The 26745-nt window shown below is 31.8% G+C and carries 19 protein-coding genes; 1 reads left to right on the forward strand and 18 read right to left on the reverse strand.

From position 1 onward, the window contains the following. Positions 1-9: 9 nt before the first annotated feature. From AB1282_RS03330 to AB1282_RS03355, 6 genes are all read right to left on the reverse strand, one after another. A complete protein-coding gene (locus AB1282_RS03330; protein ID WP_056465280.1) occupies positions 10-822 on the reverse strand; it encodes an ABC transporter permease in 813 nt (270 codons plus the stop codon). Then, positions 819-2105 carry a nucleotide sugar dehydrogenase gene (locus AB1282_RS03335; protein WP_056465283.1) on the reverse strand — a complete coding sequence of 429 codons (1287 nt, stop codon included), beginning with the start codon at positions 2103-2105 and terminating at the stop codon, positions 819-821. Before AB1282_RS03335 ends, AB1282_RS03330 begins: the two co-directional genes overlap by 4 nt. 242 nt (positions 2106-2347) lie before the next feature. Continuing rightward, positions 2348-3925, reverse strand: a complete 1578-nt coding sequence (locus AB1282_RS03340) for a glycosyltransferase (RefSeq protein ID WP_429898443.1) — start codon at positions 3923-3925, stop codon at positions 2348-2350. A gap of 35 nt (positions 3926-3960) precedes the next feature. Further along, the gene (locus AB1282_RS03345; protein WP_429898444.1) at positions 3961-5289 is read right to left on the reverse strand and encodes a glycosyltransferase; all 1329 of its coding nucleotides are present in this window, start codon (positions 5287-5289) and stop codon (positions 3961-3963) included. Beyond that, positions 5282-6382, reverse strand: a complete 1101-nt coding sequence (locus tag AB1282_RS03350) for a glycosyltransferase family 4 protein (protein WP_429898445.1) — start codon at positions 6380-6382, stop codon at positions 5282-5284. The genes AB1282_RS03345 and AB1282_RS03350 overlap by 8 nt, the downstream gene beginning before the upstream one ends. Before the next feature lie 295 nt (positions 6383-6677). Then, positions 6678-9368: a CDP-glycerol glycerophosphotransferase family protein gene (locus tag AB1282_RS03355; RefSeq protein ID WP_429898446.1), complete on the reverse strand. Its 2691-nt coding sequence runs from the start codon at positions 9366-9368 to the stop codon at positions 6678-6680. Between the two features lie 491 nt (positions 9369-9859). On the opposite strand from AB1282_RS03355, the gene AB1282_RS03360 reads away from it, so the two are divergent. After that, the gene (locus tag AB1282_RS03360; protein ID WP_429898447.1) at positions 9860-10786 is read left to right on the forward strand and encodes an NAD-dependent epimerase/dehydratase family protein; all 927 of its coding nucleotides are present in this window, start codon (positions 9860-9862) and stop codon (positions 10784-10786) included. Between the two features lie 118 nt (positions 10787-10904). Here the strand turns inward: AB1282_RS03360 and wecB are convergent, their stop codons facing one another. The 12 genes from wecB to AB1282_RS03420 form a co-directional block, all read right to left on the reverse strand. Beyond that, entirely contained in the window at positions 10905-12008 is a 1104-nt protein-coding gene (gene wecB, locus AB1282_RS03365; protein ID WP_429901054.1) for a non-hydrolyzing UDP-N-acetylglucosamine 2-epimerase, read from the reverse strand. A gap of 333 nt (positions 12009-12341) precedes the next feature. Further along, positions 12342-13325, reverse strand: coding sequence for a glycosyltransferase (locus tag AB1282_RS03370; RefSeq protein WP_429898448.1), 984 nt, complete (start codon positions 13323-13325; stop codon positions 12342-12344). Between the two features lie 12 nt (positions 13326-13337). Beyond that, positions 13338-15452: a CgeB family protein gene (locus AB1282_RS03375; protein ID WP_429898449.1), complete on the reverse strand. Its 2115-nt coding sequence runs from the start codon at positions 15450-15452 to the stop codon at positions 13338-13340. A gap of 10 nt (positions 15453-15462) precedes the next feature. Further along, positions 15463-15879, reverse strand: coding sequence for a hypothetical protein (locus AB1282_RS03380; RefSeq protein ID WP_429898450.1), 417 nt, complete (start codon positions 15877-15879; stop codon positions 15463-15465). Between the two features lie 204 nt (positions 15880-16083). Beyond that, positions 16084-18813, reverse strand: coding sequence for a bifunctional glycosyltransferase/CDP-glycerol:glycerophosphate glycerophosphotransferase (locus AB1282_RS03385; protein ID WP_429898451.1), 2730 nt, complete (start codon positions 18811-18813; stop codon positions 16084-16086). A gap of 417 nt (positions 18814-19230) precedes the next feature. Continuing rightward, positions 19231-20235 carry a dTDP-glucose 4,6-dehydratase gene (rfbB, locus tag AB1282_RS03390; RefSeq protein WP_429898452.1) on the reverse strand — a complete coding sequence of 335 codons (1005 nt, stop codon included), beginning with the start codon at positions 20233-20235 and terminating at the stop codon, positions 19231-19233. Between the two features lie 4 nt (positions 20236-20239). Further along, a complete protein-coding gene (rfbD, locus tag AB1282_RS03395) occupies positions 20240-21100 on the reverse strand; it encodes a dTDP-4-dehydrorhamnose reductase (protein WP_429898453.1) in 861 nt (286 codons plus the stop codon). 5 nt (positions 21101-21105) lie between these two features. Further along, the gene (gene rfbC / locus AB1282_RS03400) at positions 21106-21666 is read right to left on the reverse strand and encodes a dTDP-4-dehydrorhamnose 3,5-epimerase (RefSeq protein WP_429898454.1); all 561 of its coding nucleotides are present in this window, start codon (positions 21664-21666) and stop codon (positions 21106-21108) included. An 18-nt stretch (positions 21667-21684) separates the two neighbouring features. Further along, positions 21685-22563 carry a glucose-1-phosphate thymidylyltransferase RfbA gene (gene rfbA, locus AB1282_RS03405; protein ID WP_429901056.1) on the reverse strand — a complete coding sequence of 293 codons (879 nt, stop codon included), beginning with the start codon at positions 22561-22563 and terminating at the stop codon, positions 21685-21687. 208 nt (positions 22564-22771) lie between these two features. After that, positions 22772-23725, reverse strand: a complete 954-nt coding sequence (locus tag AB1282_RS03410; protein WP_429898455.1) for a LytR family transcriptional regulator — start codon at positions 23723-23725, stop codon at positions 22772-22774. 144 nt (positions 23726-23869) lie between these two features. Beyond that, positions 23870-24874, reverse strand: a complete 1005-nt coding sequence (gene galE, locus AB1282_RS03415; RefSeq protein ID WP_429898456.1) for a UDP-glucose 4-epimerase GalE — start codon at positions 24872-24874, stop codon at positions 23870-23872. Positions 24875-24988: 114 nt separating this feature from the next. Next, positions 24989-26719: a phospho-sugar mutase gene (locus AB1282_RS03420; protein ID WP_429898457.1), complete on the reverse strand. Its 1731-nt coding sequence runs from the start codon at positions 26717-26719 to the stop codon at positions 24989-24991. Positions 26720-26745: the final 26 nt, after the last annotated feature.

The raw sequence follows: 26745 nt of genomic DNA on the forward strand, positions 1-26745 counted from the left end.
GTTCACCTTCTATAGGAAATCAACAAATTGCTTTCTAAACTTGATATGGAAAATAGAGCCAATTGTAAAGATGATTATTAACACTGCCCAAAAATAAACTGTATATTTTGAGAAAATAATATCAGAATGACCATATAAAAGAGCTCCACGATAACCTTCTACAATATAATAAAAAGGATTTAATTTCATTATAAAAAATAAAATTTTTGATGCACCAGAACCTCTAGATGGCTCCCACAGAATAGGAGTTAAATACAAGAGCATTCTAGTAAAGGACTGAATAAAAAGATGAATATCCCTAATCATTGTTGAAAGTGTAGAGGTAAATAGCCCTAATACAATATTGAATATTAAACCTGCAATCATAAAATAAATCAAAGCAAAAATATTCATTTGATCAAAACCTTGACTTACAACAACCCCAATAAATAGAACTCCCATCATAAATACATGGGTATTAAATCTTGAAAGTACTACATAAGTAGGAATGATACTTAATGGGAAATTCATTTTTGAAACGGTCCCAATACGATTGAAAATAGAACTTGATCCTTGCATGATTGAGTTACTAATAAAAAACCAAGGAATAAGTCCACAAAGCATCCAAATTAGAAATGGAATACCATTAACTGGAGCTCCGCCTCGTATACCTGTACCGAAAGTTATCCAATATACTGCAATTTGAAATAGTGGGTTTAAGAAAACCCAGATAACGCCAAGTTGACTATCAGCATACTCTTTACGCGTCTCATATGACGATAATCGGAATATGAGTGATAGATTATTAATCTGTTCTTGCAAAACTGTTTTTATACTATTCATAGATTTACCACATTCTCTTTAATTACTTTATTTATATTACCATAGTTTACAAAATTCATTTTTGAACTATTTGAAGGATTAACACAGTTTCTAGTATCAAAAACGATTGGGTTTTTCATGAAAGGTGCTAATTCATCATAATTCATGTTTTTGAATTCATTATGATCAGTTAATACTAAAATTAAATGAGCATCTTTTACTGCATCTTCTGCAGATAGAAGTGTAAATGTTTCTGTACTAGCAACGTGTGGATCATGAGCTGCTACAGTAATGCCTTCATTTTTTAATAGTTCAATGATATCCATTGCTGGACTTTCACGCATGTCATCAACATTACCTTTATACGTTACACCGAAAGCAGCAACTTTTGGATGATCAACATTTCCAATAATTTTCTTAACATTTTCAACAACATAGCTAGGCATAGATGAATTTGTTTCACGAGAAAGATTAATTATTTTAGCAAGATCAGGTGCTTTTGCCACAATAAAGTAAGGGTCTACTGCTAAGCAATGCCCCCCAACACCTGGACCAGGTGAATGTATATTAACTCGTGGGTGTTTATTTGCCATTTCAATTACATCTAGTACATTGATATCAAGCGTATTACATACTTTTGTCAGTTCATTTGCTAGTGCGATGTTAACATCACGGAATGTGTTTTCCATTAACTTAGACATTTCCGCTGTTTTTGCATCAGTACGAATAATTTCACCTTGTACGAAAGTACTATATACTTTTGCCCCTGCTTCAGAACATTGCGGTGTAATTCCACCAACAATACGATTATTATATATTAATTCGTGCATAATTTGACCAGGTAATACTCGTTCTGGACAATGTACTAAAAATAAATCTTCACCAACTGTAAAACCTGATGCTTCTACTAATGGTTTTACAAAGTCATCCATACTACGTGGAGCAATTGTTGATTCCACAATCAATACATTCCCTTTTTGTAAGTAAGGAATTGTCGATTTAACTGCACTTAATACGTAAGTTAAATCACAAGATTTATGCTCATCATCATTATTTGGTGTTGGTACAGCGATAATAAATGCATCAGCAGCTTCAGGTGTTAAAGAAGCTTTAAATAAACCTTTAGACACTACATCTTTCACTACTTCTGCCAATCCAGGTTCTTCAATATGAATTTCCCCTGCATTTAGTTTATCTACAACACTTTGATGTATATCTACCCCAACTACTTCTACCCCATGTTTCGCAAACATTGCTGATGTTGGTAAACCAATATATCCTAGACCAATTGTACAAATTTTCATTTAGATTACCTCTTTCAATAAAATCACTTAATTTGTATTAATTACATTAATGCTATTTTATAATTATTTTCTAAAATAGATATACACCGTAACAATAATAATACAATAAATTAATATTTTCAGTATTACCCAAATGCGAAATATAATATAAATTTTACAATTTTATATCCACTTAACAAAACTTTTATAAAATTTTTAATACAAATTATTTGGTCCCTATCATTTAAATAGATTTTATATCTTTATACAAATCTTTTAGTAAAACTTTTAAGCTTATTGCCTAAAAATTTAATTCTACCACTAGTACTTACTTCTTTAATAGATAAAGTTAACTCATGATTTACATAAACAGGTGTAATTTGTTTTTTACCTATAATTGACGATTTTAAGTGAATTCTATCGTTTTTAGAAATTTGAAGATCAGTTTGATAGGATAATTCTTCTACTTCCGTCTTAATTGAGACTTTCCAATCACCTGATGACAAATACGATAGAATGGGAATCGTTACTGTATTAAAATCAACGTATTTATATTGTTTGGAATGCGTTTCTTTACGTTCATTCGTTGCATTATCTACTAGTTTAATGTTGATTTTTTCATTACTTTTTTTATTAGTAAAAACTATTTCCATACTTTTAATTGTTGATGGGATATTCGCGTAATAAATGGAACCACCAAATGTAAAGATCCCTTTTTCTAAACTAATATTTTTGATGTTTTGACCGATAAGAAAAGTATTTTTCGATAAATTAACAGCATAATCTGGAAAATGCTCTATCAAGTATTTATGATACTCACTAGTCATTCTTATTTGGTCTTTTGGAACATCACTGTTTGTTAATACATTTAAAAACTTCAAAAAGCCATCTTTGTTTTCATCTAATATTAATTGAAGTAATAACAAATCCCGATTTTTTAAATTAGTAAAGATCTCCTTATTATTAATTATGTTAATAAAATCAACACAAATATTATATAAAGAAAATTGTTCTTCCTTACTTAATTTAGAAGCTTTAAGATATATTGAGTCAAAAAAGAATCTTAATTGTCTATTTTCAATCGTTTTTATCTCTTGTATTAACTCTAATTCATTATAAAGGTTATTTAGTTCGTTTTGCGTTTTTAATAATTGTTCGAAAAAACTTAGACTTACTTTTTTTACTAAACTACTATCTATATCATTTACACGATATTGAATCATATCAATATCCTTCACAACTGTTTTATTCGAAAGTAATAAGCTTTTCTCTGTAAAGAGTAAATCTTCGCCTATTCTTAATGATTCATCAAATTGAATATTTTTTTGTAAAATAAACTCTCTTTTATAAAGTTTATTCCAAACAGCAGGTGTAAAATGTAGTTCGCTATTTTTTCTTACATGTCTAATGGAAGGTAGATTTTTCTCAAAAACCTTCCCCATATATGATAGGCGCCACTTTTTTAAATCATTAAAACAAATAAAATTTCCGATTGCTGTATCTGCATCATTTTCATTTGCTACTGCAATTAATTTTTCATAAGCACCTTTAATTGCCAGGTCATCACTATCTAGAAAGGTGATATACTTTCCAGTTGCTTCTTGAATCCCCTTATTTCTAGCGGCACTAGGACCGCTATTTTTTTGAGAAATGAGTTTGACATTAGGGTGTCTTTCAGTAAAATTTCTACTTATTTCTAAACTACCATCTGTCGAACCATCATCTACTATAATCAACTCTAAATTATTCATTCGTTGATTTAGAACTGATTCAATTGTATCTTTAATAAACATTTCGTTATTAAAATTAATTAAGATTACGCTTAGACTGTAAACTGTCATTAAATTACACCCCATATTAGGAAGTAAATAGTTTTTTATCCTACGTTAGTCGCTAACTTTTGACCATTTAAGACTTTGTCATAAATATCGATAAAAATCTTTTTCTCATTATTCCAGTTGTAATGATGACGTGCTTCTAAACAATTCGCACTCATTTTATCCCTTTTTTCTGGGTGATCTAAAAGATAGTTCACACCTTCAGCAATTGAATCAACTTCATGTGAATCAACACATACACCGACATTTTCTTTTTCAACAACCTTTTGAATCTCAGGAAAGCTACATGCTACAACTGGTACACCACTCATCAAATACTCAAACAACTTATTAGAAGATGCAGAGTAATGATTGAAATTAATATTATTTAATACTTGAAAACCTAGATAAGCATTTCGAGTATAATTTAAAAGCTCATCTACTGGAACTTTATCGATAAATTTCACTCGATTTTCTAAATTCAATTGATCTACTAAATCTAAAAGTACAGGCTTAATTTTACCGTCTCCGATAAATACAACTGTCCCTCGTTTAAACTGAGGAGTAGCCTTAACGATTAGCTCTAAGCCACGCCCTTTTTGAATCCCACCTTGATACAACAAAATAGGTTCATTCGGATCTAATCCAAGCACTTCATGTAAATTGATTGCCTTTTTTTCTTCGGGTTTTGAAACGAATGGATAGTTATGGATCACCTCAGGTAAATCAATATGATATAAATCTTGAGTGTATTTCGCACGAGTATAATTTTCATGAATCATAATATCGATGTAGCGTATTAAAAACATTTCAATCTTACCAAAGATTGGATTTTCGTAGCCAGATCGACTAGATTGTACTTCATGTGAATCATATACTAATTTACTACGATGAAATACTTTAGCACATAAAATACCTTGTGGTAATGTATTTAAATCATTCGCATGGTATATATCATATTTCTTTTTACTGCCATGGTAGATCATTTGAAGAATATTATAACCCCTCGTTAAAATCACTCTTACATAACGATTCCCAAATAATATAATAACGGCTGCAATAATAATCGTTGCAATAATGTTAAAAAATAACCCAGCAACTAATAAGATTGCCGCAAGTAATTTTGTCATTATATTTGATTTAAAGAAAATGATGAGCTTTGCACAAAAGTTGATTAGATGATAGATTCCAAATGGTAAACGATTATTTACACGAATGACATTAAAACCTTCTTCATATCTTTCCCTCTTCGGTAATGTATCCGAATCATCGTGTAATGCAATTAAATCTACATCATAACCTACTTCGGCTAATGCTGAACACTCACGTAATACACGCGCGTCATTTGTAAAGTGGTTAAACACAAATGCACAAACTTTCTTATTCATGGATTTCCTCCATCACTTGAATTAACACATTAATATTCGTTTTCCATCTTAAATTTTTATAAGCATAATTGTATCCATTCTCACCAAGAGTTTTTCTTGCTGTTGGATTATTTGCTAATTCAATTATTTTTTCATACAATTCCTGTACCGATCCCTCTTTCAGAACAATACCACAATTTGCACTTTCAATAATTTCACCTGCATAACCTGATACATTTCCAATAATAGGTTTCTTTACGCTCATATAATCGATGATTTTTCCAGGTAATACAGTTTTAAAAACTTCCTGTTCAACAAGACTGACATATGCAATATCAGATTCTGATACGATTTTAAGTGTATCATTACGAGACTTTGCAGTGTGTAATGTTACGTTTTCTAACTTTTTATCTTCAATATATTTTTTTACTTCATTCGTATTTTTACCGTACCCTACAATCGTAAAAAATATATTTGTATTTTCCTTGAACATTTCAGCAACACTTAAAAGTTTGTTCAAGTCTTGAGCAAAACCTAGGTTACCTGTATAAGTAACTTCAATTTTTTTGCGATCCTCATTATTCGGAACTTCAATTGAAAGTTCTTCTTCAGATAGTGAGTTTGGAACGAACTTGATTTTGTCAGCCGGGACATTTTTATTTGTCATATAGTTAATAAAGCTGCGACTATTAACAATGATTCTTGTTGCTTTTTTATATAATAGTTTTTCTACTTTATATGCCGTAGATAGGATTAATTTATTGGAGAATACTTTTACACCTACTAAGGATTCTGGCCATAAATCCCTAATATCTAGTATTAAAGGTGCTTTTAATCTCCACTTTGCGATTAATCCAGCAATACCAACGAAAATTGGTGGTGATGTTACAAAAATATAATCGAATTCCTTTTTATATTTAAAAATAGCTCCTATAAAACGGAACATAACTTCTAAGTATAAATAAAGTCTCTTAATGATACTTGTAGAATGAGTCTTAATTGATGTATCAACTCGAACAATATCATCTTCATCGATTAGCTTTTCATTCCAGAATCGCTTATTTTCATAAAGTTCGCGGCTTGGATATCTAGGGTGTAAAGTAAGTACCTTCACATCGTAATTTTTTTCTTTTAATTCTAGATAAATATTTTTTAATCGATTTGCAGCACTCCCAATTTCAGGATAGAAGTGTTGAGTAATTAATAAAATTTTCTTTTTGTTAGCTGTAATATTAATACACCTCCTAAACAGTAATATTACATTCGGAAACTACAAAACAAGAGGTATTGTAACATAATTAGACCTATATTTCCATTAAATGCCCATTGTATTCATGTTACAGTTTGACAAACTCTGTCGATAAAAGAGAGACTGTCCAATTTGAACAGTCCCTCGTTGATCACATCGATTACTTTAAACCATTTTCAATTTCTAAAATTTCATCAAATACCCTTTGAGAATTATGACGATCTGTATAAGCATAGAAAGAATCAACACGTTCTTTGTATTTGTCTTCCATTTCACACTGATTAGCCATATATGAGATAAATTTATCCACTAACACATCGTGGTTATCGATAATATCCCCAAAGCCCATCGTCTCAAAGTTAAAATAACCTTTTTCAAAATGATAGTAATCATATTGATAGTAGATAACTGGTTTTTTCTGATATGCAAAATCAAAAGCAACAGAAGAATAATCTGTCAGTAAGATACTCGATTCATTAAATAGTTTTTGATAACTTGTGTTATATTCAGCAAATTGAACATAATCATTTTTATCAAAATCTCTGTTTTGAATTTGAATCTCTGGATGTGGGAAAAAGATAATTTTGTAATTATTCTTTTTCGCAAAATCGATTAATCTCGGATCATTAATTAAATCATTGTAACGCTTAAAATACTCAGATTTTTTGAATGCTTCATTATAAGGTCTTACCCCTAAAGCCTGGTTTTTTCTTAGAACTAAATTCTGTCTCCAAGTAGGCATAATTAAAATTTGTTTTTGGTCATTATTAACTAGACCATCATATCTTGGAAAACCAGTTAATCTTATATTTTCACTTGTATAGCTATAGTCACCCTCAATTAAAGATTGAGCTTCCAAGTGAGCTGAAGTAAACATTTTACGAATGTTTTTATTAAATCTATTTAACCAATGTGTTAAGTTGGCCATTGTAATACCATGTTGTAAGAAAATATAATCAAATGTCATCAAATCACGATAATAAATTTCCGCTTTAAAGAAAGGATTCGTTACCCATTGGTCTGCATGGGACGAAATAACCTTTGACGCTCTTAACATTAAGAATTTATGCTTATAAGAACCATAAGGAACGACATTTCCTACTTTTGAAATTCTTTCAAAATCAGGTGCGTCTTTTTTGATGACATAATAATTTTTAATTGATTTTTGCTGAGAATTAGCAAATTTAAATAATCGTTCTGCATTATCATCTGCTTTATCTTGTCGATCCATGAATAACCATACTGGTTTTGACTCTAGCTTTCTCAATGTCTTTGCGACAAGTCGCGTAACGATTGCCTTTTTCGCATGAACTGAACCAAGTTTCCATAAACCACGCATAAACTTAAGTTCGTTAATAAGCTTTTTGGCACCACTTTTTTTCGTTCCCTTTATATGATGCGTTCTGCAAGAGTAGATATATCTTTCTTTTGCTGAATAAGAACCTCTAATTCTTTTTGAAAGACCTGTAAATTTATTCACATTATAATTTACTTGAACTTGTACTCCATCAACTTCAACAAAAAATTCGATTTTATATTCATTTGGAAGTTTAGAGAAAGGAATTGATATTTTGAATCCCTTATATTGTTTAATAATTTCATCTAAACTTTTATATTGATTAACCGTACGATCTACATCTTCGCCTACATAATCAACACCATTGATCTTAGCGATAATTTTACATTCTTCACGATCAAATAACGATCCAAAGAACCCTTCAATCATAAGGTTTGAATTCTTTTCTTCAATAAATTCGATTGTAACTTTGTTTTTAGATAGCTTAGTAACTAAGTACTCGTCACGATATAATCCTATATCTTGACCTTGCTCTAGTTCTTCAATCGATTTTGTAAAAACTTCTTTTAAAGGTATATTGTGTTTAAGACTTAGTGCAAAATGTAGATAGAACTGACTAATCTTTTTCGTTTTTAAAATAACTTCGTCGTCGATATAAGTTAAAATTTCTTTTATCTTATTTTTAAATTCAATATAGTCTTCATCACTTAGTGGAGTATCTGCTTGGCTTTTAATAGAAAACTTCCATTTTAAATCATGCATGATTATATATTGAATATACTCAGGTAATTCCCCGACTTGTTCAATACTTTTATGAATAAGATCTAAACTAAACGTATCTAATGAATGGATAAACCAGTCATTTTTCATAGCATTTTGCATTGCCGAAGTACCGTCATTTCTTAAACGGTAGTTGTAGCTAGCATTTTTTAAAACACCATATTTATTTTTCTCTAAAATAACATGGCTTACTAACTTACAATCCTCACCAATTCTACAATTACGGTCAAATTGATATTTCTTCATTAAATCACTTTTAATAAAAGCTGAAGCTGCGTGAGTTAATAATAGATTTGGTTGTTCAATGATATCAATCACTCGAGTTCTACCAAATTTATTGTTTAATGTGTGATTACCCGTTCTAGCTTCAAAGAATTTAATTGGAATCGCAACAAGATCAATCTCTTCTTCGTGCTCTTCAAAGAATGTATACACGTTTAACAATGTATCAATTGAAATCGTATCGTCTGGATCAAGAAACTGAACATATTTACCTTTGATATAATCTATTCCATAATTTCTAGCGCTACTTACCCCACCGTTTGGTTTCTTTAAATATTGAATATTTTTAGGATATCTATTTTGATAATCTATACATATTTTTTCGCTATCATCTGGACTTTCATCGTTAACTAAAATAAGTTGTATATTTTCTTCAAAACCTATTGTTTGGTTTATTACACTATCAATAGCCTCTACAAGAAATTTTTCAACATTATATATTGGCATAATGATTGAAAATAGATAATCATGACTTTTATCAATAGAATTCATTTAGTACTGCACTCCTATATTTATTTAAATTTAATTCGCAATATGATTTTCATATTATGTTTTACTCATCAATTGCCAAATTATTATATCATACTGTATAAAAGAACAATTCATTATTCTAATGATTGTTTTGTTTTGCCAATATAAGGCTTTCATTAAAAAAGCGAATTGTAATATTATTATTTTTTCAAAAAATCTAGTTTATCATACCATTTTTAAAATGAACAATAAATTAAAAACCATTTTTGAATTCTTGTATAAATATTTCTGCAGAATATAGGAAAAGATTAATAACATTTTAACCTTTTGATGTTTTAATTTTTTTGTCTAACCACAACTCTATATGCCCTATCTCAATAGATGAATATGGATATTTTTATTTATTTTTGATAGACTAAAAATGATTAATTATGTTTACAATCTACTTCCATTGTTTTCCTAAGTTAATTTTACATATATTGATAAACTAGAGATCAAAAGGAGAAATAAGTATGAAAAAGGTATTAGTTACTGGTGGGGCCGGATTCATTGGTTCTAATTTAGTAAAAGCATATATAAATGAAGGTTATAAAGTAGTTGTCGTTGATAACTTATCGACAGGTTCTATACATAATATTCCATCAGATGTAACTTTTTATGAAGAGGATATTAGAAGTAATAACTTTGCTGAAATAGTTCTAAAAGAGCAACCAGATATTATTAATCATCATGCTGCACAAATTGATGTACAATTCTCTGTTAAAAATCCTATGGAAGATGCTAGCATCAATATTTTAGGAACAATCAATGTACTGGAATCAGCTCGTCAATTAAAACAATTAAAGGATGTAACGCTTGTCTATGCTTCATCCGCAGCTGTATACGGAGAACCTCACTATCTTGGTGTAGATGAAAAGCATCCAATTCAACCACTGTCACCTTATGGTGCTTCTAAGTTTTCTCCTGAATTTTATTTTGATATGTATAATAAACTACACAACATTCAATATACTGTATTCCGTTATGCAAATGTATATGGAATTGGCCAAGATCCAAAAGGTGAAGGCGGAGTTGTTAGTATTTTAGTGGATTGTATAACATCTAATTCATTATTTACTATTTTTGGAGACGGTGAGCAAACTCGTGACTTTATCTTTGTAGATGATATCGTTGCAGCTAATCTTCTTGCGAGTAAAAATCCAGTCAATACGATTTGTAACGTATCGACAAATACACAAACATCTTTAATTGATTTATTAAAAATTTCAGAGGAAGTTATTAATAATAAAATTGAAATGGTATTTGCACAAGAAAGATCTGGCGATATTAAACACAGTTACTTAAACAATGAAAAAACAATTCAATTACTAAACTGGAAGCCAAGTAATACACTTAAAGAAGGTTTAGATAAAACAATTCAATATTACAAAACACGCTAAATAAAGAAAGCTGATTTTTGATCTATTTCAAAAATCAGCTTTTTATTTTGACAAAAATAAAAGATTAAAAACGACTATCCCTGCAAAATTTGCAAAAATAGTCGTTCAACGTTAAATCTTATTTATTCTTATTTTTAAAATGTTGAATAATCACTTCAACAATTCTTCTTGAAGCTTCACCGTCTCCATATGGGTTTGATGCTCTCGACATTTTTGCGTGAGCTTCCTCATCTGATAATAGTTCATCTGCTAATGAGAAAATCACTTCTTCATCAGTTCCCGCAAGCTTTAATGTACCAGCATCAATACCTTCTGGGCGTTCTGTCGTATCACGTAAAACAAGGACTGGTACGCCTAATGAAGGTGCTTCTTCCTGCACACCACCAGAATCAGTTAGAATCAAATGCGATCTTGCAGCAAAGTTATGGAAATCAATGACATCCAGTGGTTCGATTAAATGAATTCGCTTGTCATTTCCTAAAACTTCATTTGCAATTTCACGAACAACAGGATTCATATGTACAGGATACACAACTTGAATATCATGATGTTTTTCGACTAAACGCTTAATCGCTTTAAACATATTTCTCATAGGTTCCCCCAGATTTTCACGACGATGTGCAGTCATTAAGACTAATCTGTCATTTCCAATCTGATCAAGAACAGGATGAGCATACTCTTCCTTTACTGTTGTTTTTAGGGCATCGATTGCAGTATTACCAGTAATAAAAATTGTTTCTTCCTTTTTATTTTCAGCTAATAAATTTTGTGCTGATTTTGTTGTAGGAGAAAAATGTAAATCCGCCATGACACCAGTTAATTGACGGTTCATTTCTTCTGGGTATGGTGAATACTTGTCCCAAGTACGTAAACCGGCTTCAACATGCCCAATTGCAATTTGATTATAAAAAGCTGCAAGACTAGCAATAAAAGTCGTTGTCGTATCACCATGAACTAATACGATGTCCGGCTTTACTTCTTGCATAATCTTATTTAAACCTTCCAAACCTCTAGTTGTTACATCGATTAAAGTTTGGCGATCTTTCATTATATTTAAATCATAATCAGGCGTGATTTCAAAAATTTCGAGAACTTGATCCAACATTTGTCGATGTTGAGCTGTAACCGTCACAATGGATTCGATTTCATCCGGATGTTTAGCTAATTCAAGCACAAGTGGCGCCATCTTAATCGCTTCTGGTCTTGTTCCAAAAATTGTCATTACTTTAACAGTCAAAATTCTTTCCCCTTTCAAAAACAAATCGGCTTATTGAAATATATCTATCTATTGTATCTTAACTAAGGAAATAAAGACATTTTTTACCATGAAAAATACCGTTTTATTCCTTTATATACATGATTAATTGCAAAATTGATCGTCTTATCCCTAATAAGTTCTTTATCTAGTAATTATTCGATTATTCATCACTTACGACAAAGTCTTATATACTTAGTTTCCCACATATTGAAATCATTCATACTCGATGTAAATAATAATAGAAGAAAAAAGCACAGTTCCTTCTACTAAAAGAATTCACTGTGCTCTCCGAAATACTTAATGAACTAATTTTACTTGTAACTCATCAATTAGACTCAAAATCTCTGAACACATTTTATCCATACAGTAATTTTCCTTCACAAATTCAACTAGTTCTTTCCTAGATCCTTTTCTACTATCCGCAATGTACTGCGCTGCTTGATCGAGTGATTCAAAAATATACTCATCAGGGAATATCGTTCGAGCTCCTTCACGATTTAAAACAATTGGCACAGCGCAAGAGGCCATCCCTTCAACGGGTGCTAAGTGAAAACTTTCATAATCGCTGACTGATAAGACAAAACCAATCGACTCGAGCCATTCCGCTGAATCTCCCCACTCTTCAAACTGCACTTGATTACGATAGTGGGATTTCTCAATTTTTCGGAATAAACTTGTATAATAATCCTGCTCTTGTTGATTATTCCATACCCACGGAAACTCTTTCGGATGCTTTCCTTTTATCGAAAGAGTATATCGGTTGTCTTTTTCGTATAACTTTTCAAATATCTCAAGCGCTCGATCTAACCGTTTTAACTTCGGCACATAACCAAGTAATCCAATTCGAAAATCTGCATCATACTGCTTAGGCAAATGGAATCGATCTACATCAACTCCATTTTGAATGACAATCATCTTTTCTCTAGGAATCTTTGCAACACGATGAAATTCCTCAAATATATAAGAAGAAATGGCAATAATCTTATCAATCTTCGTAAAATCAAATTGCTCTGGAAAAGGGGTATTCATTTCAAAACGGTGCATTCTAACAATTAATACTTGATGATCTTTTTTATGCTCCTGATACCAAATCACATTCCCAAGTCCCCACTCGCAAAAAAGAACATCGGCCCAATTAACGACCTCTAAGCTTTTTGCAACTTGATGAATTGTATGCCCTTCCCATAAATCAATTTTTATTTCAATATCATCTTTAGCTTCAAACCTCTTAATGGCATCGTTTATAAATTTTAAATCATGCCCTATAATCGCCAGTTTCATAAAAACAGCTCCTTATACTAAAATTCCCTCAATTTTGTCTCGGCTAATGGCTTGTTCATAGGCATCTCGATAAAAATTAAACTCATCAATTTCAAAAAATTGAACGCCAGCTTTTGAGAAGTGTCCAATTGATGATTTATCATCTAAAAGCTTTATAAATTCATTTGGATGTAGAAATCTAGTCGCCTTTTTGCAAATCAATGATTCGTCAATCTGGCAATCATTTACGTAGTTATAGCTATTTCCATTCCCTTTTGCGATAATCGTATCATTCGTATACTTAGTAGCTAACATCAAGTCTCTTAAATAATTTTCTCCATAATAATGATCTAGATTAATTGGAGCAATATAATTCGAATCAACTATATCATTCAAGCTAAAGTAATGATGGCAGTAATCAATTAAGTAAGTTTTTACTTGCCCATGATTGTTTTGATTAAAAATTTCTAAATAGCCGTCAAACAAATCGAGTAAGATCACTAGTTTTTTCTGTTTGATTCCTTGTCTATTGTAAATTGCGATTAACTTTTCATAGTCGGCTTTACTTCGAACAACGCCAACTAACGTAGCAGTTTCTTCATATTTTTCGAATGGCAGATTAATAATGTTAAATAAATCTTCCACTCGATTCGTATAAGTGTGTTCTTCTAATACTTTTCGTAATGTGAGTAAACGATTTTTTTTATAAAAGGTCTCATCTGAATAATAGTTTGAAAGTCGTTGTTTCATTATTTTTTCATCGTCTGTAGCCGTTACAATTTCACCAAACATTCGATGAATCCCCTCTGAATGGGAACTAATAATTGGCGTATTACTTGCCAATAACTCAAATACTCTCCGGGCAAACATTGTCGGAGATTTCGTAATACTATTTACATTTAGTGCTACTTTATATCCTTTATACGCAAGATCGATTTCATTTTGTTTTAAGTTTCCAACAATAAATGGTTTATACTCATCTGGAAATTGATTAGGACTTGTTGGATTATGATAGTTTCGGTCATATATATCCAGTCCGTATTCTTTCGAAGAATTTACTAGTTTCTCCATCGCACTCGTACGCTCAGGAAACTTTTTACCATAATAAGCTCCAGCAAAAACTACTTTCTCTTTACGTGGAATATATTCAATTGGATTGTGAATTTTCGGTTGAGCTGCAAAAGGTAAGCAATAAACATTTTCACAGCCTTCATCCACATAGTTCTGAACTGATTCAAAATCAGTCGTGCATACATAATCAAAATGCTTAGCTGTATCAATAAAAGCTTGGTAATGAAACGGATCTTCTTTATTCCAAAAGACGGTCGGGATATTGTGCTCTTTACACCAATAAACTAGTTTTAATAGTTTCGTATGATTTCTGTGATTTTTCGTACCGATTTTATCCTTCCAAGCTCCATCGTTTCCAAGCCACGCAGACTCACAAAAGAATACATCAATTCGATGTTTTTTAAATTCAGTCAACCAATTCTCTGGCGTGATTTTTACAAGTTGAAACTCATAATCGAAGCATCGTGTCGTAAATTCGTCTGCAATAAAACCAACACGAAAGTCCTTAATTTCTTTCTTTTGTTTCTTCAAGTGACTATTGTCTATCGAACTATTTTTATATGAACCCATTAATTTAGCATGAAATAAATGAAGTGTGGCAGCACCTGTCATGTAAATTGAAAAAGAAGCCGATTGTATCTCATTTTGATTAAATTGAGATAGATCAACTAACTCGTCCATATGAAAACTGATTGTGCTAGCGTTATGCTCATAATCTATAAATCGCAATTCACAAACAACCTCACACTTACCGCTGACAAAGCCTGTGATGCCAAATTTAGTAAATAACTGACTTCTTCCTTCATTAAAAAGTAGTTCCATTAATTTTTTTTCGTCTTTATAATCAATAACCGCAGTCTGCTTTATTAGTTTGTTGTGAAATAGCGTTTTCTTTTCCTTTTGAAACCTTTGAATACCTTTACTAACTGTAAAATCATCAGCTGAAAATGGAAGTAACTCATGGTTTTGAAAATAGAAGGGTTCATCCACATTCATTAATTCTTGCAGCATCATTTTTGTGTCATATTTTTCATTACGTAATCTAGTTATTTGTTTTTCGATTAATTCTTTTAACATAAATGACCCCTCATTTTCTTTTTAAATACTTCAAGATCTTCCAATACTTCCTTGCCAATTTTCCAAATTTTGAGTTCCTAAACGTTTCGTAATTTATTTGAAGCTTTTGATATTCCTCTTGTAATTTTTCATATTCATACGAACCAAATGACTGCTTTACTTCGTTTACAAGAACATAATCATCGAGTCCCATCATAAATTCCTCATGCTCTACGATTAAATCCAACTGACGAAATAATTGCTCTTCCATTCTTTTTTCTAATTCCATCACTTTATTAGAGAGGAACTCATTTTCTTTCATTAATAATTCATTTTTCCGTAGAATATTAGCATCGAAATCCTCAGTCGAAACCTCTATTAAACTTGGTTTAAAATTTACAGTTGTTGAATCAACATGACTACTATTCAATAATTCACTATTCTTCATTTCAAACCTCCAGAACAATAAGATAAACACAGTAAGTAAGACGTGTTTATTAAAAAGGAAAATATTATATTAATTAGAGATTAACGATTTTTTGTGAATCTTAATGAGTATCCATGTTAAAAAAATGTAAAAAAAATAACTGCCTTTGCAAATTTTGCAAAGGCAGTCTTTTATATTAATAATTTATTAGTGCAAATTATAAAATTAATTAACAATCGATTTAAACACAAGTTCTGTGTGCGATTGGTTTGGTTTAATAATATATGGATTTTGCTTAGCTTTCTTTTTCCATTTACTACGATTATTAACCATATTTTCTAATATAGAAATTACCTCATCCTCTTGATCTGTTACAGGACCAAATAAACGATTTTGAGTAATTGGTCCTTCATTATAATGTCTTGTGTAAAATTCGTTATAATCAAATTGATAGAATAATACAGGTTTCTCTAAATACGAAAAGTCAAATGATACAGTTGAGTAATCAGTAATTAATACACTGTGACGTTTTAAAAGAGATTGAACAGTTTCCTCTCCTTGAACCATCACCTTAATACGCTCATGAGGTGACTTGAATTCCGGCATATATAATTGCGTTTGATAATGAGGATAAAAAGTTAATGTTAAATCTTTCTTTTCAAGAAGTTCATGTAAATTTTTATTATGAAGTAATTTCATATAACGTTCCCAGTATTCCGATTCTTCAAGTGCTTCCTTTGATCGATTCCATGATCGCCACGTCGGCATTAATAAAATCTCATTTCCTTTACTTTCATCAACAAGTGCATCCCATCTTGGGAGTCCAGTAACGATTACTTCGTCCTTTTCATAACCAAATTCCGAGATGATATGTTCTTTTTCAAATTCACTAGAAACGACAAACTTTTTGTAATCAACTTTATTTTTATGCAACACGTGACTGACACGACTTACACCAATAACACCGTGTTGTAAAAAGATCCGTTCATTTCGTTGAATTTCAGGTAACTCCTGAACAATACTTCGATAAGCATCAGTATACATATTTGGATCTTCCGCATAGCTATTAATTGTTTTAGTAGAAAGTAGCAATATCAAACTGTGGATTATACTACCAAATTGAACAACATGCCCAAGATGTGCTATATGGTTATAATCAGGACTATTCTTATCTATTACATAGTACGCATTAATTTGTGGGTACTTTCTTCGAATATATTTGAATAAATGATATGAGTTATCCTGTGCAGTATCTTGACGCTCACCAATTAACCATAACTTTTTACTCTTCATAAATTGATAAAATAGAAAATAAAGACAATAAACAACTAACGTATGCCATTTTTTTTTGTAAGCAAATTTTACTGCAGGACGAACAACTCGTTTTACTCTTCCTATATTAAATTTCATTTGTTTGGTCACTGGCATTTCAACAACTCGGAAAGATAAATTTCTCTTTTTGTAATAAGGTGCAATTTTTCGGTTACCAATTAAATAAGGTCTAGTTTTTTTAGTTAGTTTGTATAAACCTACTCTTAAAGGCTCGGTTACTGTTTTATTGCGATCTGAAACTGTCATCCAAACACTCCAGCTACCGTTATCGAGTAGCGTTGATAAGTTTTCAAATATACATTCATAACCAGACTCATCATAATTAATTTGGTTATTACCTTGTACATAACTAACATCTTTACGAGAAATATTCTCAAGTGGAAATTCGACTTCTTGTTTTGTTTTCATTTCTTTAAAGACAATCTTTTTCACACTTCCATTCGTACTAATCCCATTAATAAATGCAAAACCTTTTATCTTTAATGTATCGTTTGAAAGTGAGATGTCTTCAACTTTTTGACAAAGACTAAATCCTTTAATTTCCAAAAATTGTTTCCACTGTGGAAAATGATTTACTAAAAAACTATACGTTACGTCCTTTAACTCGACGGTTTCTCGACTAATATTCAATGTATCCATTAGTAAGATTAATTTGTATAAATCATCAGCTGTTCCTTCATTAAAAATTGCATAAAACAGTCCTTGATACATACGACTACCCGTTAAAATATTTTTATAATGAATAGATTGAATATATTTTTCTCCTATTTCATACAAATTGAAAATATCTTTTTTAGTAAACTTTTTTCGTTTATTTATGATACTCTGACAAAAGAAGACCCATTGCCTCTTTTCAATCGGAAACAGGCGAATAATTGTATTGTTTTCCTCATGAAATGACACTAACCTTTTTTGAGTCTCTACTAATCCTTCAAAAAATGTTAAGTCTGCTTGCTGTACTAAACTTGCCCCGTTTTGTTCAACTCGATAATTTAGTACACTTTTCTCTATAACGACTGTTCTATTCGATTTAAATAAAGCTTTTTGTGTAAATAATAGATCTTCTCCGACACGTAAATCCTGATCAAACACAATATTGTAAACTTCTAATAAGTGCTTCTTAAACAATTTGTTACATACACTTGGTGTGACATGTAAATCTTTTGAAGTCCTAATATGTCTAACAGGGTTCAGATTTTTCTTAAACAAATCATCCATATACATCAGTCGCCATGTTCTTTTTTCATTAAAACATGTGATATCTCCAACTACTGTATCAGCATCATGTTTTTTTGCTTCATCAAACATACTTTTGTAAACGTCTGCATCTACTGTATCGTCACTATCTAAAAATGCAATATATTCACCTTTTGCCGCTGAAAGCCCTCTGTTTCTTGCAGCTCCTGGTCCTCCATTTTTTTGCTCAATTAATCGGAAATTCTTATAGCGTCTAATTTCTTTTTTTATAACTGATACACTATTATCTGTGGAGCCATCATCAACAATCACAACCTCAAGTTGTTTCATTGTTTGTTTTTTTAGTGAATTAATACATTCTTTTATATAGTTCTCTTTATTAAAATTGATTACTACAACCGTAACACCTATTTGTTTTTTCACCACGTATTTATCCCCTTTTTAAAACTTTGCACTTCCTCTTATTTCAAAATTTAATAAATCATGATTTAAGCTCAATATTAAATCAGGTCAAAACAATTGATTCCTAATCTTATATAGGAAAAATTAGTTTTTAAATAAAAAAAAACCATTTAAATTTTTGATTTAAATCGCTTTTGTTTCGAACAATACAAAACATTAAAGTTATTATTAAGTTTATTGTAATGTAATTTTAATATTTTTAATAATAATTTGATTATATCATAAAAATACAACTAAAGATGTATTCTAAATATTTCAAATTCCCTACTCTAACAACCCTCTTTTGGCTTCGTACTAATCTAGGATTTTATTAAAAAATGCCACTGCAAAATAATGCAATGACATTCGATTACATGAAGCTATTATTAAGTAATGGTTCTTTTAATTAGCATCTTCATCATACTTCTTATACTCACCAGAAATGATTCTGTCCCACCATTCTTTATTATCCACATACCATCGCACAGTTTGAGCTATTCCAGTGTCGAAATTATAAACTGGCTTCCATCCTAGTTTTTCTAATTTACTAGGATCAATCGCATAACGTTTATCATGACCCAAACGATCGTTAACAAATTCAATTAAGTCTTCAGATTTACCAAGCGATGAAATGATTGTTTTAACCACTTCTAAATTTGTTCGCTCGTTATGGCCACCTACATTGTAAACTTCCCCATTTACTCCTTTATGCAAAACTAGATCAATCGCTGAGCAATGGTCATAAACATGTAACCAGTCGCGAATATTTTCACCAGTACCATAAACAGGAACTTTTTGGCCATTTAATACACGAGAAATGGTTAATGGAATTAACTTCTCTGGAAAGTGATACGGTCCGTAATTATTTGAACAACGTGTGATATTCATAGGAAATCCATACGTTTCGTGATAGGAGCGAACTAATAAGTCAGATGAGGCTTTACTTGCAGAGTACGGGCTATTCGGTTGTAGAGGTGTATCTTCTGTAAAAAAAGTTGTAGGGTCAAAATCTAGATCACCGTACACTTCATCTGTAGATACATGTACAAATTTCTTAACGTTTATCGCTTTTGAAGCATCTAGTAAAACTTGAGTTCCTAAAACATTTGTTGTCACGAATATACTTGGGTCTACAATTGAGCGATCAACATGACTTTCTGCTGCGAAGTGGATTACATAGTCGAACTTTTCCTTTTTAAATAACGTCATGATTTCTTCACGGTTTGAAATATCAATTTTGATAAAATGATAGTTTTCATTTTGTTCGATATTTTTATGCTTTGTTAAGTCACCTGCATAGGTTAAAGCATCCAGATTATAAAGGCAATAGGACGGGTATTTATTTATCATGTATTGAATAAAGTTTCCACCGATAAACCCGGCACCGCCTGTAACAGCTACTTTCATGTTTTTACTGTACCTCGTCTCTTTTATTTAATTGAACTAAATACCTAGCTAATGCGTCTTGCCATGAAGGTAAGGATTGAAAGCCATTATCTACTAGCTTTTGTTTTGATAATCTCGAATTTTTCGGTCTAGCTGCTCTAGTAGGATAGTCCTCGGATGCAATCGATTTTACTAAAGTTTTACTGTCGGTTTGTTTAAATATTTCTTTTGCAAAATCAGCCCAACTAGTAAAGCCTTCATTTGTTGCGTGATAGATTCCATATTTATCTGATTTAATTAAATCTACTATTAATATAGCCAAATCAACTGTATATGTTGGCGATCCGATTTGATCTTCGACTATATTTAATTCATTTCTAGTTTCTGATAGTCTTAACATTGTTTTAATAAAATTATTCCCATTAACTCCAAATACCCACGAAACCCGAATGATAAAATAGTTTTCGATTAATGATTGAACAACTTTTTCACCTTCATACTTTGTTAATCCATAATAACCGATTGGGCCAGGTTGGTCATCTTCATTAAAAGGACTTTCACCATTCCCATTAAACACATAGTCTGTACTAATATAAATGAACTTTGAATGATGCTTTTTCGCAGCTTCAACTAAATATCTCGTTCCTTCAACATTCACATTCCAGCAATTCTCTTTATCATCTTCAGCCTTGTCTACTGCTGTATAGGCAGCGCAGTGGATAATAACATCTGGTTTATATGAATCTACTATAGAAAATACTGATTCTCTCTTAGTAATATCCAGCTCTTGTCGAGCGCAGCCTTTAACATTTAAACCATGCCGCTCACATTCTAGAACGACATCATATCCTAGTTGCCCACCGTATCCAGTTACTAAAACCTTCATTTATCTTACTCCTTATAGATAAAATTATTTTCAGCATCCTTTAATAATGGTGCGATTTTATCCTTTACAGATAATAATGGAGAAATATTGATTGGCCATTCCACCAGAATAACTGGGTCGTTCCAAAGAATGCCTCGATCACATTCAGGTGAATATAACTCATCAACTTTATATTGGACTTCCACATCATCTGTTAAAGTCATAAAACCGTGAGCAAATCCTTTTGGAATTAATAATTGTTTTTTATTTTCTGCACTTAACTCGATTCCAAACCACTTTCCGTATGTCGGACTCCCTTTTCGAATATCAACAGCTACATCAAAAATGGAACCCCTTGTACAACGGACTAATTTCGTTTGTGCTTTTGGAGACAACTGATAATGTAACCCACGTAACGTGCCCTTCAATGCAGAAAATGATTGATTATCTTGAACAAAATTTAAATTCATTCCAAAATCCTTCATTTTAGAATCATTATATGTTTCCATAAACCAACCACGGTGATCACCAAAAACAGTTGGCTCAATAACTACAATTCCTTTTATAAAAGTTTCTGTAATTTTCATTGATAATGACCCCTTAAGCTAATATTTAATCTCACCATTTGCAACTTTTCGTAAATAGTTACCATAACTTGTTTTACTGAGTGATTCGCTTAAACGTACTAATTGTTCTTTATCGATCCACCCATTAATATAAGCGACCTCTTCTGGGGCAGATATTTTAATCCCTTGATGCTCTTCAATTGTTTTGACAAAGTTTGTTGCCGACACTAAACTTTCATGCGTTCCAGTATCTAACCATGTATAACCGCGACCAAGTAACTCCACTTCTAGTTCACCCAAATTTAAATACGCTTCATTTACAGAAGTAATCTCCAATTCACCACGATTGGATGGTTTTACATTTTTAGCAATTTCAATGACACGATTATCGTAAAAATACAATCCCGTTACTGCATAATTTGATTTCGGAGCTACTGGCTTTTCTTCAATGCTCAAAACTTTCCCTGACTCATCAAATTCTACAACACCAAATCGCTCAGGATCCTGTACATGATAACCGAAAACTGTTGCCCCTTTTTCCTTCATCGCTGCTTTCTTCAAAATACTACGCAACCCACTGCCATAATAAATATTGTCACCTAATATCATCGCAACAGAATCATTTCCTATAAACTCTTCACCAATAATAAACGCTTGAGCCAATCCATCTGGACTAGGTTGTACTTTATATTTCAACGAAACTCCAAACTGAGAACCATCACCTAATAAAGCCTCAAAACGAGGCAGATCCTCTGGAGTCGATATAATTAAAATCTCTCTAATACCCGCCAACATTAAAGTAGATAACGGATAATAAATCATTGGTTTATCATACACAGGCAATAGCTGCTTACTAGTCACCATCGTTAATGGATAGAGTCGAGTACCACTACCACCTGCAAGTATAATTCCTTTTATCGCAAAGACCTCCTAAACATTTAGGAATATATATATTATTATGTTGGTGATTAAAGGGATGTGTAGGTTAAATTCTTAGGGGATTGGAATGAATGGCAAATTCAGTGGAAATCTATTGGATGTAAAAAAGACATAAAAAAGAACCACCGTTAAAAAGAGAACTTTTAACGGTGGTTCCTAAAAAAAGATTACATCAAAGATTTAGATGTTATTTTGTTTCCGCAGGTAGTTCTAAATGCTGGCGAAGATCATTAGAAATACTATCTTTTTCTTGTTTTGATACAATAAAATAATAAATTTTATCAATCATTTTTCCTTCACCTTGAACCTGAGTTTTACTAATATTCTGTGCAGCCTCACGGTAATCCTTTTGAATCGAAACCATATCACTTAAAGTAATATTTGTCACAACGTTCTTTTGAATTGCTTGTAAAATAGATTGATAGTTTGTTAAAGAAGAAATTGAAGCTCCCTGTTTAATAACCGCTTCAAGAATTTCTCTTTGACGAAGCTCTCGACCAAAGTCACCACGAGGATCTAACTTACGCATACGAGAGAACTTTAAGGCATCTACACCATTTAAATGAATTGGTCCTTTCGTAAAGTGAACACCATCATAAGTAAAGTCTAAGTCATTATTTACATCAACTCCACCTACTGCTTCAACGATATCTTTAAAGCCTTCCATATTAACTTCAAGATAATAATCAATTGGAATGTTCAAGAAGTTTTCAACCGTATCAACAGACATTTGAATTCCACCAAACGCATATGCATGGTTAATTTTATCCTCTTTACCTTTTCCAACAATTTCAGTTCTTGTATCACGCGGAATACTTACCATTTTTGTTGTATGTGTATTCGGATTAACCGTCATCACAATCATTGAATCCGAACGACCTTTATCACCAGGGCGATGATCAACCCCTAATAGTAAAAGAGAGAAAGGTTCTTTCTTTTCAACATTTACTTCATCTTTTCGTTTATCTGTTTTCTTTATGTCTTTATAGATTGCGTCTGTTGTCTTATTTACATTGTGGTAAATTGAATACGCATAACCGCCTATTCCTAGACCGATTAGGACTACTACACTAACTAGGATTAATAGTACTTTTTTTGTTGTGGACATTTTTTTAGATGAGCTTTTTTCTGATCTGGACAAGATTTTTCTCCTTTGATTAGGAATTTAATTTGTAAAAATTTAACATTACTATTCTATCTTACTTGATTTGATATGTATTTGCCTAACTTTTATTTCTCAATTATTTGAAAAGCAAAAAACATAACCCTCAAAAGAAGGTCATGTTTACTTCAATTCATAAGAAATTGTTTTATATCCATTTGGATTCTTTTGATGCCAATTCCAGGCTGTTTCGATTATTTGCTCTAAAGAATATTTCGTCTCCCAGCCTAATTCTTCATAGATTTTTTGTGATGAAGCTATTAATTGGGCTGGATCACCTTCCCTACGGTCAGTGAGGATGACATTTGCATTTCTTTCTGTAATTCGTTCACATGTTTTAATAATCTCATTTACAGAAAATCCTTTTCCATTCCCTAAATTATACGTTTTATTAAGGCCACCATTTTCTAGTAAACTTGCTAGAGCTAAAATATGTGCCGATGCCAAGTCAGTAATATGGATATAATCGCGGATACAAGTGCCATCTGGCGTTGGGTAATCACTTCCAAATACGCTAATTGATTCACGTTGACCAAGTAAATGCTGTAGGACAAGTGGAATTAAATGTGTTTCAGGAGTGTGATCCTCCCCAATTAATCCTGTTGTGTGTGCTCCCGCTGCATTAAAGTAACGTAGTACAACATAGCCTAAACCATATGCTTTGTGGAAGTCAGCTAAGATTTTTTCGATCATTAACTTGGATTGGCCATATGGATTGATTGGGTTCGTTAATGTTTCTTCTGTAATAATATCAGCTTCAGGAATACCATATGTTGCTGCAGTAGAAGAGAAGATAAACTTCTTTACGTCAAACTTTATCATATTATCTAGTAATGTTAATGTCGCACCAACATTATTTTTATAATACTTTAATGGATTCATAACTGATTCTCCTACTAAACTATAAGCAGCAAAATGCATTACGGCGTCAATTTTATATGTTGAGAATAAAGTCTCTAAAACTTTTGCGTCACCTAAATCTCCTTCAACAAAGATTGCTCGCTCATCTACTGCGTCTCGATGACCAGTTGTTAGATTATCTAATACAACTACTCCATAGTTTTGATCGACTAGTTCTTTAACTGTGTGACTGCCTATGTATCCTGCTCCGCCAACAACTAGAATCATGAAAACCTCTCCTTATTTGTTTCTTCTATAATATAGTGAGGCCTAGCCTCTATATTTCACATAATAAAAAAAGCACAGGATCTTCATTTTAGATTCTCTTGTGCACCAATTTTCTTACTTGTCAAAACGACTTAATAAATCTTTTTTAATCTCTTCTAATTTTTCTACGCTATTTGTTAATGAATTTCCCTTTACGCCGAAATAGAATTTAATTTTCGGCTCAGTACCTGATGGTCGTAATGCGCACCATGATTCGTCTGATAAGATGTATTTTAGTACATTCGATTTAGGAAGATTGATTTCAACAGTCGTTCCATCTTCAAGATTTGTTTTAGTACTTTCCTTATAGTCTTCAATTACTGCTACTTCAAGACTAGCAAACTCTTTCGGTGGATTCATACGGAACTCATTCATCATTTGTTTAATTTGCTCAGCTCCGTCTTTTCCTTTTAAAGTCATAGATACTAAATCTTCTTTAAAGTAACCGTACTTTTCAAAGATTTCTAGTAAACCATCATATAATGTTTTACCTTGAGACTTATAATATGCAGCTACTTCACAAGCTAAAATAACTGATTGAACTGCATCTTTATCTCTTACAAAATCACGAATTAAATAGCCATAGCTTTCTTCATAGCCAAATTGAAACTTGTATTCACCCGTTTGTTCATACTCTTTAATTTTCTCGCCAATAAACTTAAACCCTGTAAGTGTATCAATCGTATCAATGCCATAGTTTTGTGCAATTACTCGTCCAATTTCAGACGTAACGATTGTTTTTAAAACTACTCCGTTTTTAGGTAAAGTTCCAAGTGATTTCTTTTGAGATAATAAATACTCAAGCATTAATGCACCAGTTTGGTTACCTGTTAAAATGGTAAACTCACCTTCAGAGTTCCGCACAGCAACACCTAAACGATCAGCATCAGGATCAGTTGTAATTAATACATCTGCATTTACTTGCTCACCGTACTGAATACTTAGTTCGAATGCTGCGTGTTCTTCTGGGTTCGGAGATTTTACAGTTGTAAAGTTTGGATCTGGAAGCTCCTGCTCTTTGACGACAGTTACATTCGTGTAACCTAACATACTTAATCCATTTCGAACAGGAATATTAGATGTCCCATGTAAAGGTGAGAAAACAATATTTAAGTCCTTCGCATGCTTTTCTACAACTTCAGCATTCACAACAACTGTTTTTAACTCTTCTAAATAAGCTGAGTCTACTTTTTCACCTATTATTTCTAGTAAACCATTAGCTAGTAGATCTTCTTTTGAAGCTACTTCTACTGATAATTCATCTTCAACCTGATCTACGAAGTTAGTTAATGCATCTGCTTCCGCAGGAGGTAATTGACCACCATCGGGACCGTATACTTTGTATCCGTTGTATTCAGGTGGGTTATGACTTGCTGTTAGTACGATTCCACTGAACGCACCTAAATATCGAACTGCAAATGATAAAACTGGAGTTGGACGTAAGCTTTCGAATACATACGTTTTAATACCATGTGCTCCAAGAGTTGTTGCAGCTTCCATTGCAAATTCAGGTGATTTGTGACGAGAATCGTATGCAATTACCACACCTTGATGTTTTGCTTCTTCACCTTGGCTCTCGATGAAACGTGCTAGTCCTTCTGATGCTTTTCTTACTGTGTATATGTTTAGGCGATTTGTTCCAGCTCCTAGTTCTCCTCGCATTCCGCCTGTGCCGAATTCTAGGTTTTTGTAGAAGCTGTCTTCTATTAGTTTTTCGTTTGATTTCATTTGTTCTAGTATTGTTTTTAATTCAGGATCTAGTGTTTGTTGATTGTACCATCTCATGAAAGAATTTTTGTAAGTCATATTATTTATTTACCCCTATTTATAGA

It is taken from the genome of Gottfriedia sp. S16(2024) (genome assembly GCF_050473765.1).
GTDB lineage: Bacteria > Bacillota > Bacilli > Bacillales > Bacillaceae_G > Gottfriedia.

Bases quoted from the DNA above. Each gene is read 5' to 3' on its own strand.
- AB1282_RS03360 (WP_429898447.1), top strand. From the start codon at position 9,860: ATGAAAAAGGTATTAGTTACTGGTGGGGCCGGATTCATTGGTTCTAAT.
- AB1282_RS03355 (WP_429898446.1), bottom strand. From the start codon at position 9,368: ATGAATTCTATTGATAAAAGTCATGATTATCTATTTTCAATCATTATG.
- AB1282_RS03380 (WP_429898450.1), bottom strand. From the start codon at position 15,879: ATGAAGAATAGTGAATTATTGAATAGTAGTCATGTTGATTCAACAACT.
- rfbC (WP_429898454.1), bottom strand. From the start codon at position 21,666: ATGAAAATTACAGAAACTTTTATAAAAGGAATTGTAGTTATTGAGCCA.
- AB1282_RS03335 (WP_056465283.1), bottom strand. From the start codon at position 2,105: ATGAAAATTTGTACAATTGGTCTAGGATATATTGGTTTACCAACATCA.
- AB1282_RS03340 (WP_429898443.1), bottom strand. From the start codon at position 3,925: ATGACAGTTTACAGTCTAAGCGTAATCTTAATTAATTTTAATAACGAA.
- AB1282_RS03330 (WP_056465280.1), bottom strand. From the start codon at position 822: ATGAATAGTATAAAAACAGTTTTGCAAGAACAGATTAATAATCTATCA.
- AB1282_RS03345 (WP_429898444.1), bottom strand. From the start codon at position 5,289: ATGAATAAGAAAGTTTGTGCATTTGTGTTTAACCACTTTACAAATGAC.
- AB1282_RS03420 (WP_429898457.1), bottom strand. From the start codon at position 26,719: ATGACTTACAAAAATTCTTTCATGAGATGGTACAATCAACAAACACTA.
- galE (WP_429898456.1), bottom strand. From the start codon at position 24,874: ATGATTCTAGTTGTTGGCGGAGCAGGATACATAGGCAGTCACACAGTT.
- wecB (WP_429901054.1), bottom strand. From the start codon at position 12,008: ATGACAATTTTTGGAACAAGACCAGAAGCGATTAAGATGGCGCCACTT.
- rfbB (WP_429898452.1), bottom strand. From the start codon at position 20,235: ATGAAAGTAGCTGTTACAGGCGGTGCCGGGTTTATCGGTGGAAACTTT.
- AB1282_RS03375 (WP_429898449.1), bottom strand. From the start codon at position 15,452: ATGTTAAAAGAATTAATCGAAAAACAAATAACTAGATTACGTAATGAA.
- AB1282_RS03370 (WP_429898448.1), bottom strand. From the start codon at position 13,325: ATGAAACTGGCGATTATAGGGCATGATTTAAAATTTATAAACGATGCC.
- rfbD (WP_429898453.1), bottom strand. From the start codon at position 21,100: ATGAAGGTTTTAGTAACTGGATACGGTGGGCAACTAGGATATGATGTC.